Annotated in this window: 16 protein-coding genes; 5 read left to right on the top strand and 11 right to left on the bottom strand. The window is 64.5% G+C overall.

Going from position 1 to position 12,964, the window contains the following annotated elements; translation table 11 throughout:
* Position 1: 1 nt before the first annotated feature.
* The 8 genes from GGD65_RS21560 to hisB form a co-directional block, all read right to left on the bottom strand.
* On the bottom strand, positions 2-241 hold the full coding sequence (locus tag GGD65_RS21560; protein ID WP_026202945.1) for a hypothetical protein: 240 nt from the start codon (positions 239-241) through the stop codon (positions 2-4).
* Positions 242-341: 100 nt separating this feature from the next.
* On the bottom strand, positions 342-1,298 hold the full coding sequence (gene coaA, locus GGD65_RS21555) for a type I pantothenate kinase (protein ID WP_018323521.1): 957 nt from the start codon (positions 1,296-1,298) through the stop codon (positions 342-344).
* A 27-nt stretch (positions 1,299-1,325) separates the two neighbouring features.
* On the bottom strand, positions 1,326-1,646 hold the full coding sequence (locus GGD65_RS21550) for a phosphoribosyl-ATP diphosphatase (protein WP_018323522.1): 321 nt from the start codon (positions 1,644-1,646) through the stop codon (positions 1,326-1,328).
* Between the two features lie 90 nt (positions 1,647-1,736).
* Positions 1,737-2,510 carry an imidazole glycerol phosphate synthase subunit HisF gene (gene hisF / locus GGD65_RS21545; RefSeq protein WP_018323523.1) on the bottom strand — a complete coding sequence of 258 codons (774 nt, stop codon included), beginning with the start codon at positions 2,508-2,510 and terminating at the stop codon, positions 1,737-1,739.
* A 3-nt stretch (positions 2,511-2,513) separates the two neighbouring features.
* Positions 2,514-3,251 (bottom strand): 1-(5-phosphoribosyl)-5-[(5-phosphoribosylamino)methylideneamino]imidazole-4-carboxamide isomerase, encoded by a 738-nt coding sequence (gene hisA, locus GGD65_RS21540; protein WP_092251334.1) that lies wholly within the window; start codon positions 3,249-3,251, stop codon positions 2,514-2,516.
* A 166-nt stretch (positions 3,252-3,417) separates the two neighbouring features.
* Entirely contained in the window at positions 3,418-4,068 is a 651-nt protein-coding gene (gene hisH, locus GGD65_RS21535) for an imidazole glycerol phosphate synthase subunit HisH (RefSeq protein ID WP_183236541.1), read from the bottom strand.
* Positions 4,065-4,595: a DUF2628 domain-containing protein gene (locus GGD65_RS21530; RefSeq protein WP_018323526.1), complete on the bottom strand. Its 531-nt coding sequence runs from the start codon at positions 4,593-4,595 to the stop codon at positions 4,065-4,067. Before GGD65_RS21530 ends, hisH begins: the two co-directional genes overlap by 4 nt.
* A 67-nt stretch (positions 4,596-4,662) precedes the next feature.
* Positions 4,663-5,256 (bottom strand): imidazoleglycerol-phosphate dehydratase HisB, encoded by a 594-nt coding sequence (gene hisB / locus GGD65_RS21525; RefSeq protein WP_183236540.1) that lies wholly within the window; start codon positions 5,254-5,256, stop codon positions 4,663-4,665.
* Between the two features lie 191 nt (positions 5,257-5,447).
* Between hisB and hslV the strand changes: the two genes are divergently transcribed.
* The 5 genes from hslV (at position 5,448) to GGD65_RS21500 (ending at position 9,779) form a co-directional block, all read left to right on the top strand.
* Positions 5,448-6,008, top strand: a complete 561-nt coding sequence (hslV, locus tag GGD65_RS21520; protein WP_018323528.1) for an ATP-dependent protease subunit HslV — start codon at positions 5,448-5,450, stop codon at positions 6,006-6,008.
* Positions 6,009-6,011: 3 nt separating this feature from the next.
* The gene (locus GGD65_RS21515) at positions 6,012-6,494 is read left to right on the top strand and encodes a GNAT family N-acetyltransferase (protein WP_018323529.1); all 483 of its coding nucleotides are present in this window, start codon (positions 6,012-6,014) and stop codon (positions 6,492-6,494) included.
* On the top strand, positions 6,491-7,108 hold the full coding sequence (locus GGD65_RS21510; RefSeq protein WP_183236539.1) for a DUF2585 domain-containing protein: 618 nt from the start codon (positions 6,491-6,493) through the stop codon (positions 7,106-7,108). The genes GGD65_RS21515 and GGD65_RS21510 overlap by 4 nt, the downstream gene beginning before the upstream one ends.
* A gap of 49 nt (positions 7,109-7,157) precedes the next feature.
* Positions 7,158-8,462 carry an ATP-dependent protease ATPase subunit HslU gene (gene hslU / locus GGD65_RS21505; RefSeq protein ID WP_183236538.1) on the top strand — a complete coding sequence of 435 codons (1,305 nt, stop codon included), beginning with the start codon at positions 7,158-7,160 and terminating at the stop codon, positions 8,460-8,462.
* Positions 8,463-8,654: 192 nt separating this feature from the next.
* The gene (locus GGD65_RS21500; RefSeq protein ID WP_183236537.1) at positions 8,655-9,779 is read left to right on the top strand and encodes a hypothetical protein; all 1,125 of its coding nucleotides are present in this window, start codon (positions 8,655-8,657) and stop codon (positions 9,777-9,779) included.
* Here the strand turns inward: GGD65_RS21500 and GGD65_RS21495 are convergent.
* Genes GGD65_RS21495 through GGD65_RS21485 form a run of 3 tightly spaced genes read right to left on the bottom strand, consistent with a single transcriptional unit; the run spans position 9,776 to position 12,586 of the window.
* Positions 9,776-10,366, bottom strand: coding sequence for a Smr/MutS family protein (locus GGD65_RS21495; protein WP_092251326.1), 591 nt, complete (start codon positions 10,364-10,366; stop codon positions 9,776-9,778). The genes GGD65_RS21500 and GGD65_RS21495 overlap by 4 nt on opposite strands.
* Positions 10,363-11,901 (bottom strand): murein transglycosylase A, encoded by a 1,539-nt coding sequence (locus GGD65_RS21490; protein ID WP_183236536.1) that lies wholly within the window; start codon positions 11,899-11,901, stop codon positions 10,363-10,365. The genes GGD65_RS21495 and GGD65_RS21490 overlap by 4 nt, the downstream gene beginning before the upstream one ends.
* Complete coding sequence (locus tag GGD65_RS21485) at positions 11,879-12,586, bottom strand: Tim44/TimA family putative adaptor protein (RefSeq protein WP_092251324.1); 708 nt, start codon at positions 12,584-12,586, stop codon at positions 11,879-11,881. Before GGD65_RS21485 ends, GGD65_RS21490 begins: the two co-directional genes overlap by 23 nt.
* Between the last annotated feature and the right edge of the window lie 378 nt (positions 12,587-12,964).

The raw sequence follows: 12,964 nt of genomic DNA, 5'->3' as shown, positions 1-12,964 counted from the left end.
GCTACGCGGCGTAAGCGATGAAGCGCGGCGCGGAGAGCTTGTCGGGCGGCCCCGAAGTGCCCTGGAAGACGGTGTCCGTCTTTGCCGCCCGCTTGCAATGCGGGCATACGAAGAGATGCGCGATCACCGGAACCGGCTCGTCCGCGAGCAGTTCCGAGCGGAACCACCTCATCTCGACATGGCAATCCGGACAGGTCGGTGCTTCGAGTTGTTCCGCAGCACTTCTGAGACGATCAACCATCGAGACCTCGCGTTTTCCAAGGTCTTAGCCCAATACCTCTCGTCGGTCTGCAACAAAAGACACCGCTGCACGAACGCGCAGGATCCGCCGAACGCCGCGATTACAGACGCCTGAGCGCCACGCTCTCCACGGTGTGGTCGGCGCCCTTCTTCAGGATCAGCGTCGCGCGAGGGCGGGTCGGCAGGATATTGTCCTCGAGATTGGCGAGGTTGGTGCGTTCCCAGATCGCGATCGCGGTGGCAGTGGCTTCCTCGTCCGACAACAGCGCATAGCGGTTGAAGTAGGACTTCGGATTGGTGAATGCGGTGTCGCGCAGCGCCAGGAAGCGCTTGATGTACCATTGCCGCAGCGCGGCTTCGTCGGCGTCGATATAGACCGAGAAATCGAAGAAGTCGGAGACCACGGGCACCGCCTTGCCGTCGCGCGGCAGCTTGCCGGTCTGCAGCACGTTGACGCCCTCGACAATCAGGATGTCGGGCTGGTCGATCTCGGCCCACTGGTTCGGCACGATGTCGTAGGTCAGATGCGAGTAGACCGGCGCACGCACATGGCGGCGTCCGGACTTGATGTCGGACAGGAAGCTGAGCAGCAGCGGCAGGTCGTAGCTTTCCGGAAAGCCCTTCTTCTGCATGATGCCCTGCCGGTCGAGCACGGCGTTCGGATAGAGGAATCCGTCGGTGGTGATGAGTTCGACCTTCGGACGCGGCGACCAGCGCGCCAGCAGGGCCTGGAGCACGCGGGCCGTGGTGGATTTTCCGACCGCGACCGAGCCGGCGACGCCGATGATGTAGGGCACCTTGCGGTCGCGGATGTTGAGGAACTGGCGCTCCGCATAATACAGGCGCTGCATCGCATCGACATAGATCGAGAGCAGGCGTGACAACGGAAGATAAATATCCTCGACTTCCTTGAGATCGAGGCGATCGTGCAGCGAGCGCAGCCTGTCGAACTCGCCCGGCTCCAGCGTCATCGGCGTATCGTCGCGCAGACGCGCCCACTCCTCGCGCGAATAGATGCGGTACGGATTATACTGCTGCTCGGGTGCGCGGATATCCATAACGCGACCTTTCCGTTGCGGCTTATACTAGCCCTTACGCGACGCTTTCTCTTCCAACCCTGACATATTCGTCCGCTTGTCGAGCGCCGCTTCCACCTCTTCCAGCTTTACGCCGCGGGCCTTGAGCAAGACAAGGAAGTGATAGAGCAGGTCGGCGCTCTCCGCGATCAGATGCGCGCGATCGTTTTCGACTGCTGCGATTACGGTTTCGACTGCTTCCTCACCGAACTTCTTGGCGCAATGCTCGGCGCCCTTGTCGAGGAGCTTGCGGGTATAGGACGCTTCGCCGCCCGCCGCCGCGCGGGCGTCGATGGTCTCGGCCAGATCGTGGATCGTGAAACGCGGCATCGGAATTACTCGGAAACACGCTTGGCAACACACTTGGCCACGGAGGCCATTCCCCGCTACCTCATGTAGCACTTTTATGAACTGGAGTCGTCATGCATCGAGGCGCATGGCCAGTCCGCGCCGGGCCATGTGCTCCTTGGCTTCGCGGATGGTGAATTCCCCGAAATGGAAGATCGAGGCGGCCAGCACGGCCGTGGCGTGGCCGTCGCGGATACCGTCGACGAGATGGTCGAGATTGCCGACGCCGCCCGAGGCGATCACGGGGACGGCAACGCTGTCGGCGATCGCCCGGGTCAGCGGGATGTCGAATCCCTGCCTCGTGCCGTCGCGGTCCATCGACGTCAGCAGAATTTCACCGGCACCGAGCGAGACCACTTCCTGGGCATATTCGATCGCGTCGATGCCGGTCGAGTTGCGCCCGCCATGGGTGAAGATCTCCCAGCGGTCCCCGCCGGGGCGCTTGACGCGCTTGGCATCGATCGCAACCACCACGCACTGCTCGCCGAATTTTTCCGCCGCTTCCTTGACGAACTCGCGCCGGGATACAGCGGCGCTGTTGATCGAGACCTTGTCCGCACCGGCGCGCAGCAGCGTCTTGATGTCGTTGACCTCACGCACGCCGCCGCCGACGGTCACAGGCATGAAGCAGGCTTCCGCCGTGCGCCGGACCACGTCCAGCATGATGCCGCGATTCTCATGGGTCGCGGTGATGTCGAGGAAAGTGAGCTCGTCAGCGCCGGCGGCGTCATAGGCGATGGCGGCTTCGACGGGGTCGCCGGCATCTCTGAGATCGACGAAGTTGACGCCCTTGACGACGCGGCCGTCCTTGACGTCGAGGCAAGGGATCACGCGCACCTTGAACATGTGTCAGCTCCTGCGCGCGTCGCGGATCAAGGTGAGGGCCGCAGCTGGATCGAGCCGGCCGTCATAGAGCGCCCGGCCGGCAATCGCGCCGGCGAGCTTCCTGGCGCGCGGCGTCAGCATGGCTTTCACATCTTCGATCGAGGCGAGGCCGCCGGAGGCGATCACGGGAATCGAGATGGCGTCGGCCAGCGCAATGGTCGCATCGAGGTTCAGGCCCTTGAGCAGGCCGTCACGCGCGATGTCGGTGAAGATGATGGCGGCAACGCCGGCATCCTCGAAGCGCTTTGCGATCTCCAGCACGGTCACTTGCGAGGTTTCGGCCCAGCCTTCGACCGCGACCTTGCCGTCGCGGGCGTCGAGCCCGACCGCAACACGGCCGGGGAATTTCTTCGCGGCAGCCTTCACCAGCTCCGGATCGCGCACCGCGGCGGTGCCGATGATGACGCGGGTGATGCCCTTGTCGAGCCAGGCTTCGACGGTGGCGAGATCGCGAATGCCGCCACCGAGCTGCACAGGGATCTTGATCGTCTTCAGCATCGCCTCGACGGCCTCGGCATTCACCGGCTTGCCGGCGAAGGCACCGTCGAGGTCGACGACGTGGAGATACTCAAAGCCCTGCTCGGCAAAGCTCTGCGCCTGCGCCGCAGGATTGAGGTTGAACACCGTCGCGCGCGCCATGTCGCCTTGCTCGAGGCGCACGCATTGGCCGTTCTTGAGATCGATCGCGGGAAAGAGAATCATGATTGAGCCAGGATTTTTCCGCGCACACGGTGCGCTCCCTCCCCCCTTGTGGGGGAGGGTTGGGGAGAGGGATAAGCCACGGGCACCGCCGTTGCCGCTACCCCCCTCCCGAATGCTGCGCATTCGACCTCCCCCACAAGGGGGGAGGTAACAAGAGCGGTAGGCATCACGGTTTCCATCGCAAAAAGTTCGAGATCAGAGCGAGGCCAAAGCGCTGGCTCTTCTCGGGGTGGAATTGGGTGCCGATGGCGGTGTCCTTGCCGACGATCGCGGTGACAGGCCCGCCATAATCGGCGCGCGCGAGCACGTCCGCTTCGTTGGCGGCGTTGAGGTGGTAGGAGTGCACGAAATAAGCGTGCTGGCCCTTCGGACCGAGCGGCAGCTTGTTCAGCACCGGATGCTCCTGCAGCACGTCGAGCGTGTTCCAGCCCATGTGCGGGATCTTCAGGCTTTCGTCGCGCGGCGTGATCTTCTCGACATCGCCGCCGATCCAGTTCAGGCCATCGGTCGTGACATGCTCCTTGCCACGTGTCGCCATCAACTGCATGCCGACGCAGATGCCGAAGAACGGCCGCGCCTTGACGCGCACCGCCTCCGTGATCGCCTCGACCATGCCGTTGACGGCGTCGAGCCCGCGCCGGCAATCGGCAAAGGCGCCGACGCCCGGCAGCACCAGACGGTCAGCCTCGTAAGCCTGATCGGGATCGCTGGTGACGAAGACCTTCTGCGGATTTTCGAGGCTGCGCGCGGCGCGCTCGAACGCCTTGGCGGCGGAATGCAGATTGCCGGAACCGTAATCGATGATGGCGACGCTCATCTTGACCCTCCCGGTTCTGGAAACAACCCGATGATGCCGCCGGCCGGAAGCGGCGGCGGATTCGAGAATTGCTGACCCGGCACGCTGCGGGTCGGCGGCGGGCCACCGCGATCGACCGCCCATTGATCGTTGACGATGCCGTGCTGCTTCTGGCTCCAGCGCTCGAAGAAGCGGCGCTCGGCGGTGTCCTCGTCATCGCCAACCACCACGTCGAGCTGCCGCCATTTTCCGCGCGACAGCGTCCAGCGACGCAGGCTCGAGGCCTCGAAGCCCATCAGCAGCGCGACGATGAGATCGGCGAAGAAGATCGAGCCGCGTCCGACGCCGAGGCTCGACAGTCCCGCATTGAACGCCGCGACGAAAACCACCCAGCCGATCAGCGCCAGCCACAGCCGATTCCACAGCAGCCAGAACGGACCGAGGATCATCGCCCAGAAATGGAATCCGTCGCGCACGAACACAAACTTGTCGGTCGCGCGCAGATCGGCTCCGGCAGGGGAGGGAGCATGAACTGTGTAGACAGGCATGGTGATGCCCCGTTCTTAAGGATTCAGTGATGCCGCAAGCGGCGCGCAGCCGCCCGGCCGAAAGAGGTCAGCCGCCGAGCGAGCCCTTGGTGGACGGGATTTCTCCCGCCGCTTTCGGATCGATCGCGACCGCGGTGCGCAGCGCCCGCGCCAGGCCCTTGAAGCAGGACTCGGCGATATGGTGGCTGTTATCGCCATATAGGGTCTCGACGTGGAGAGTCACGCCGGCGTTCATGGCGAAGGCCTGGAACCACTCGCGCACCAGCTCGGTGTCGAACTCGCCGATCTTGTCGCGGGGGAAGTCGGCCTTGAACACCAGGAACGGGCGGCCCGAGATGTCGATGACCACGCGCGACAGCGTCTCGTCCATCGGCATGTGCACGCCGGCATAGCGGGTGATGCCCGCCATGTCGCCGAGCGCCTGCTTGACCGCCTGGCCGAGCGCGATGCCGGTGTCTTCGGTGGTATGGTGGTAATCAATGTGCAAATCGCCCACCGCCTTGACCGTGAGGTCGATACGGGAATGGCGGGCGAGGAGATCGAGCATATGGTCGAAAAAGCCAATGCCGGTCGCGATGCTGGCCACGCCGGTGCCATCGAGGTTCACGGAGACCTCGATGTCGGTTTCCTTGGTCTTGCGCTTGATCGTCGCGGTGCGCATTGAAACTAGCTCTCATCCTGGCTCGGGGCCGAAAACGCCGGTCTTTTAACAGCCAAATGACGCCTTCGCTACCGCGGGATCGCCTTGGCAGGCCGGCACTTCCACCTATGGTGAGCGAAATTCGGCCCGGAACGGCCCGTTGTGCCCCCGCCCCCGACCGCCTAAATCAGGCCGAACAACGAGGATCATTCATGCAGGATTCCCAGAACAGCTCGCCAGGCTGGCACGGCACCACGATCTTGACCGTCCGCAAGGGCGGCAAGGTGGTGGTCGGCGGCGACGGCCAGGTCTCGATCGGCCAGACCGTGATCAAGTCCAACGCCAAGAAGGTCCGGAAACTGGGCAAGGGCGACGTGATCGGCGGCTTTGCCGGGGCCACCGCCGACGCCTTTACCCTGTTTGAGCGGCTGGAAGCCAAGCTCGAGCAATATCCGGGGCAGCTGACCCGGGCCGCGGTCGAGCTGGCCAAGGACTGGCGCACCGACCGTTATTTGCGGCGGCTGGAGGCCATGATGATCGTGGCCGACAAGGACGTCTCCCTGGTGCTGACAGGCACCGGCGACGTGCTCGAACCCGAGGCCGGCGTGATGGCGATCGGCTCCGGCGGCAATTACGCGCTGGCGGCGGCACGGGCCCTGCTCGACACCGACAAGGACGCCGAGACCATCGTCCGCCGCTCCCTCGACATCGCCGCCGACATCTGCGTCTACACCAACCGGAATTTGACGATCGAGAGCCTGGCAGCGGGATAGGCCATGGCGCCCGCCTACACCTTCCGCCCGATGACCGCGGCCGATCTGCCGATGATCCGGCGCTGGCTGGACGCGCCGCATGTTGCCGAATGGTGGCATGATCCGGAGACGCTCGAGTTCGTCGGCGGAGACCTCGAGCATCCCGACTTGGCGCAGTTCATCGTCAGCCTTGACGGCCGGTCTTTCGCCTATCTGCAGTGCTACCAGATGAGCGATTGGCATGTCAGCTTCGGCCCGCAGCCCGTGGGGACCCGCGGCCTCGATCAGTTCATCGGCGAGGCCGACATGCTTGGATGCGGCCACGGCTCCGCTTTCATCCGCGCCTTCATCGACCAACTCTTTGCCGGCGGCGTGCCGCGCATCGTGATCGATCCCAGCCCCGCCAATCCGCGCGCAATTCGTGCCTATGAGAAGGCTGGATTCGTGCCGCAGCACGAGATCGTTACGCCTGATGGTCCCGCCCTCCTGATGATCCGAGAGCCATGACGCTTGCCGCAACCCCCACCGTCAGGACGGCGTTTCCGCCGCTCGCCTGGGCCGGCATCGCGCTGCTGCTGCTGGCGCTGCAGGCCGCGATCCTGTTCGCGATGGGGCGGGTGCCGATCTGCACCTGCGGCTATGTCAAGCTGTGGCACGGCGTGGTGAACAGCTCGGAGAATTCCCAGCATATCGCCGACTGGTACAGCTTCTCGCATGTCCTCCACGGCTTCCTGTTCTACGGCCTGACCTGGCTGCTGTTTGCGCGATTGCCCCTGCTGTCTCTGTCCTGGCCGGCCCGCCTGATCATCGCCATGCTGATCGAAGGCGCCTGGGAGATCGTCGAGAACTCGCCCTTCATCATCGAGCGCTACCGCGCCGGCACGATCTCGCTGGATTATTTCGGCGACAGCATCGTCAATTCGGTCTCCGACAATCTGGCCATGATGCTGGGGTTCCTCGCCGCACGCGCGCTGCCTGTCAGCGCGACCGTCCTGATCGGCCTCGCCTTCGAGATCATGCTGGCGCTGCACATTCGCGACAATCTGACGCTCAATATCCTGATGCTGATCCATCCGATCGAAGCCGTGAAGCAATGGCAATCGGGTCCGCCCATCATCTGACCCAAAAAGCGACTTGTCCTTGACCGCCTCCCGCCCTAGCTAGACAGACATGACAGACTTCTCTCCCCGCGAAATCGTTTCCGAACTCGACCGTTTCATCGTCGGCCAGGCCGACGCCAAGCGCGCCGTCTCGATCGCGCTGCGCAACCGCTGGCGCCGGCAGCAGCTCGAAGGCTCCTTGCGCGAGGAGGTGCTGCCGAAGAACATCCTGATGATCGGCCCCACCGGCGTCGGCAAGACGGAAATCGCGCGGCGGCTCGCCAAGCTCGCCAATGCGCCGTTCCTGAAGGTGGAAGCGACCAAATTCACCGAGGTCGGTTATGTCGGCCGCGACGTCGAGCAGATCGTGCGCGATCTCGTCGAGGTCGCGATCGCCCAGGTCCGCGAGAAGAAGCGCAAGGACGTGCACGCCCGCGCGCAGCTCGCCGCCGAGGAGCGCGTGCTCGACGCGCTGGTCGGTGCCAATGCCAGCGGGGCGACGCGTGAATCCTTCCGCAAGAAGCTGCGTGCCGGCGAGCTCAACGACAAGGAAATCGAGATCGAGACGCAAGGCGGCGGCAGCGGCATGCCGATGTTCGAGATCCCGGGCATGCCGGGCGCGCAGATGGGGGCGATCTCGATCGGCGATATCTTCGGCAAGCTGGGCGGGCGCAGCAAGACGCGGCGGCTGACGGTCGAGGGCTCGCACGAGATCCTCGTCAACGAGGAATCCGACAAGCTGCTGGACACCGATCAGCTGACGCTGGAGGCGATCAATGCGGTCGAGAACAACGGCATCGTGTTCCTCGACGAGATCGACAAGATCTGCGCGCGCGAGGGCCGTGCCGCCGGCGACGTCTCGCGCGAGGGCGTGCAGCGCGATCTGTTGCCCTTGATCGAGGGCACCACGGTCTCGACCAAGCACGGCGCGGTCAAGACCGACCACATCCTGTTCATCGCCTCCGGCGCCTTCCACGTCGCAAAGCCGTCGGACCTGCTGCCGGAATTGCAGGGCCGCCTGCCGATCCGCGTCGAATTGCAGGCGCTGACCCGCGACGACATGCGCCGCATCCTGACCGAGCCCGAGGCCTCGCTGATCAAGCAATATGTCGCCTTGATGCAGACCGAGGGCGTGACGCTCGACATCACCGACGGCGCCATCGACGCGCTCGCCGACGTCGCGGTCGCCGTCAACTCCACCGTCGAGAACATCGGCGCGCGGCGGCTGCAGACCGTGATGGAGCGGGTGCTGGACGAGATCTCCTTCACCGCCCCCGACCGCAGCGGCGAGACCGTCAAGGTGGATGCGGATTTCGTGCAGAAGCACGTGGGTGATCTCGCCAAGAACGCGGATTTGAGCCGGTTTATTTTGTAATTTTGGGCGGTCACGCTATCAATCGGTTGTCGTCCCTGCGAAAGCAGGGACCCATAACCACCAGCGGTCCTTGTTGAAACAGATAGTAGCTCCAGCCCTGCCTCAAACAGCGTCCTGTGGTTATGGGTCCCGGGTCGCGCTTCGCTTGCCCGGGACGACAGCGGAGGTCGGTCGCGCCAGCTCAGGTGCGGCGTGATCGCTCAAATTCAGAAGAATCCCTGGCGCCTTCTGCTTGTGGTCAACGCCGCCATCCTCGTCGGCGTGTTCGTTCACAAGATCCAGCTGCCGCCTTACGTCCCCTACATCCATCTCGTGGTCGACTACCATTTCGGCTTCATCAAGCGCGCGCTGATCGGGGCCATCGTCGCGCTGTTCACGGACAAGGTGCCGGTCTGGTCGGTGTTCGCGATCGGCGGGGTGACGTGGCTGGTGACGCTGGCCCTCTACGCAAGGCTGTTTCAGAAGAGCTTTGGCTTCACCGCGAAGACGCTGCCGCTGTTCGTCTTCGTCGCGGGCTCGCCGTTCTTCCTGAAGAACTTCATGCACACGCTCGGCCATTTCGACATCTATGGTTGTGCGCTGGCGATCGTCCTGCTGCTGATGCCGGCGGGATCGCTGCTGTTCGTGGCGACGGCTGCGCTGTTCGCGATCGTTCTCGTGCTGATCCACCACATTCACCTGCTGATGTATGTGCCGACGATCGTCACCATCGTCGTGATCAGGCACTATCTCGCTTGCGGGCTCAATCGCGGCAACGTCGCCTTCGGCATCGTCGCCCTGCTCATCGTCGCGGTGCTGTTCTTTGTGGCGCAATTTTTGGGAACGATGCCAATTCCCGAAGCGGATTTCGTCGCGTATCTGAAAACGCGGATGGCCGACCCGTCGCGAACCGACCTGCTGCAATTCGCTTACATCTGGTACCAGCCGCTGGCGAAGGAGGTCTCGGACACCTGGGGGCGCCTGCCGCACAACATCCTCGGCGTGCCCGTGTTCGCGCTGCTGATCTGGCTGCACACGCCGCTGTGGCGCTATTTTACCAAGCTGATCGCCGCGCTCGCAAGCGAGACGCACCGCCGCCTCGTGCTCGCGGCGTTGACCGGCGTCAGCCTCGCCTATCTCGTGATGTTCGCGATGGTGTTCGACTATTCGCGCTGGATCTCGAACTGGGCGGTCTGCATGTTCCTGATCCTGCATGCGGTGAAGATGCTGCCGGCCGCGCGTGAGGCGCCGCTGATTCCGGCAGAGGATCAGAAGACGAATATCTTCGGCCTGATCCTCACGCTGATCCCGCGCGTCGGAATCGTCCGGCCGTTTTAGAATCTCGCCCGCCTGATCCGCACATACAGCGCGCCCTCGCCGCCATGGCCGATATGCGCCGTCTCGAAGCCGACGACGAAGGCGCGGAATTCCGGCAGGCTCAGCCATTCCGGCACCAGGCGGCGCAGCACGCCGCTTTCGCCGCCGCTGCGGCCCTTGCCGGTGATGACGAGCACGAAGGTCATGCCGTCGTGATGAGCGCGGTGCAGGAAGCCGGTCAGGGCGCGATGCGCGCGGGTCTGGGTCATGCCGTGCAGATCGAGCCGCGCCTCGATCTCGCTGCGGCCGCGCGACAGTTTTGTACGCTCGCGCTTGCCGAGCGGCGCCAGCGGCGGGACGGCCGGTTTTGCGGCGCGCGGCGCCGGTGCAGCAGCGACCGGCCGTGGCGATGACGCAGGCCGCGTGACCGGGGCTGCGGGCAAAGGCTCGGTGCGCGGAGCGGCATGCGCCTTCGCCGCGCGGTGCTTCCTCAGCGGCTTGACCTGCTTGGCAACGACCTCCCACAGCGCGCGCTCCTCCTCGCTCAGCGCGCGGCGGCGCGGCGAAGGGCGAGGCTCCAGCACGGGCGGACGGGACGATCGCTTCATTGCTGCCGATGGGGACGTTTCTTCGCCGGCCGCTGCGGTTCGGAAGCGGGCTCGATCACGGGACGCGGCGTGGGCAGCGGGACTGGACCCGCGATGGCGACCGTGTCGGTCTTGGCTTCCACAGGACCGGCGGCAGCAGCGGGCTTGGCCGTCACCTTCCCAGGATCGGTCTGCGGAAACAGCTTTGCGATCTTCTCCGAGGGCCGCGGATCGGGCACCGGCAGCCGCACAGCCCGCGCCGAGGGATCGAGGCCCTTCGGCACCAGCATCACGAAATGCATGGGATGGCGCAGCCGGCCGGAGACGCGGCCGGCCTCTTGGCCCGCGCCGAAAAACAGATCGGCGCGCGCGGGTCCGATGATGGCCGAGCCGGTGTCCTGCGCGATCATCAGCCGATGGAACGGTGTCTTGGAGCGCTCGGAATCGATCGGCAGCTCGCCCTCGATGAAGAACGGTGTGCCGTAGACATGCAGCGCCTTGTCGACCGCGATCGAGCGTCCCGCCGTTAGCGGAATGCCTTGTGCGCCCACAGCCTCGTCCTTGTCGGAGAGATTGACCTCGCCGAAGAAGATGTAGGCGCGGTTCGCGCGCCGCAGCTCCTTGGCGCCATCAGGGTTTTGCGTCATCCACTCCCTGATCTTCTGCATCGACATCTCTTCCTTCGGAATGATGCCGCGCTCGATCAGGATGCGCCCGACGGCGGTGTAGGGATAACCGTTATAAGCGTCGTAATTGAGCCGAACCGAGCTGCCGTCGTCGAACTTGATCCGCGCCGAACCCTGGATCTGCGCGAACAGCAGATCGGTCGGATCCTTCAGCCAGGCGATCTCGAGCCCGCGGCCGGCGATCTTGCCGTCCTCGATCTCGCCGCGGTCGTAATAGGGCACCAGCTTGCGGCGGCCGATCTTGCGATAGACCGGGCCCTTGTTGGGCAGGCTCACCGAATCCTGCTTGTAGCCGCGCACGAACAGATTCGAGGGACGGCGATAGACCGGAACGTTGTAGACGTCGGTCTGCGTGCGCGATCCCTCCAGCACCGGCTCGTAATAGCCGGTGACGAAACCGTCGGGCTCGCCGAGGCGCGAGATCCGCAGCGGTGCGAAGTTCTCCTCGAAGAAGGTCTTTGCCTTGGCGTCGTCGGTGAGCTCGAGCGATTTCGCCGCGCGGCAAGGTTCGTTCAGCGAGCCTGCCAGCGCCTTCGGTTCAGCCGCGCCGGTTTGTGCATTGATCGTCTTGCAGCTGGCGCGGAACGTCTTGTACGCCGCGAGATGATTGTCATCGCTCCAGCCCTTCACGTCCGCCCAAGCCAGCGGCAGATATTGCGCGCCCGGAATTTCGAACGGCAGCGGGAGCTGCGGATAGGGCAAGGCCCGCGGCGGAGCGGCAGGCAACGCTGGAGCATGATGGTGATGGCTGCGATAGTGGCGCCGCGCCGCCTCGGCGCCGAGCGAAAACGACGACAGCACGACGACACCTGCGCAAAGCGCCGTCGCGCCGGTCTTCAGATAGACCTTAATTCGCGCTTCCGGTGCCAACCAGCTTCCAGTTCGGATCGCGAGAGGTGACGTCGCGGGCGAAAGTCCAGATGTCGGTGATGTCGGCGACCGTGTCGGCGCTGCCGTCGACGATGTTGCCGGCCTTGTCCCGGGTGGCCGAGATCATCTGCGAGACGAAGCGGATCGTGAGCTGGGCGGTACGGTCGCGCAGCTCGGCGCCGACGAGCTCGGCCTTGTCGATCGAGACGAAGCGGGTCTCGGTCTTCTGCTCGTTCTTCTCGCGTTCCTTGATCGCGGCCTCGAAGCTGTCATAGACGTCCGACGACAACAGGTCGCGCAGCGCGCGGCGGTCGCCATTGGCAAAGGCCAGCACGATCATCTCGTAGGCGCCGCGGGCGCCCGAGATGAAATGCCGCGGGTCGAAGGTGGAATCCTTTTCGACGATGGCATCGAGGCCCTGCGCCAGCGCGGTGCCCGGCTCGGTCAGGCCCTTCCAGCGATCGGAGGGCGGGGTCGGCTCGGCCGTCGGCGCCAGCGGGGCTTGGTCGATCACCTTGCCCGGCATGGTCACGACGTTGTTGTCCTGGGTACCCCCGAGCGCATTGCGCGCGGCAGTCCGATCGAACGGCGGCCGCTCGTTGCCGGTCCGCTGCCCGAGCACGCTGCGCAGCCGCAGAAAGATGAAGACCGCTAGCGCCAGGAAGATGATGGTGTAGATGTCCACGTCGGATTCGCTTTCTGGTCTTTGCTCTGGGTCTTTGCTTTGGGGTCGTCGCCGGGAAAATCAATCCGGCCAGTAGACCGTTCCATACGGGAACGGCAAGTCTACATCACCATTTTAGGTCCGCGTCAGGTCCGTGGGATGTAGGCACGAAATCTTGCCCGGCCAATGGCGCCTTTTGGCACAGCACCGAGTGTAGCGCGTTTTATGCTTAAGGGGAAACCCGATCCTGCCCGGAAATCGCGCATCTTCAATCATTTAAGGCGCAGATTTGCGGAAAAGGCAGGATGAACGCGGCAGTTGCGGCGCGGCCGGAATCCCGCCTCCGGGACCGTTCGTCCTTGTGGAACGAGGCGGCCCTATGTTAGCCAACCGCCGCGA

The organism is Bradyrhizobium sp. CIR18 (genome assembly GCF_014198295.1).
GTDB lineage: Bacteria > Pseudomonadota > Alphaproteobacteria > Rhizobiales > Xanthobacteraceae > Bradyrhizobium.
Note: the sequence above shows the minus strand (reverse complement) of the source record. Positions and strands in the feature narration are given on the sequence as shown.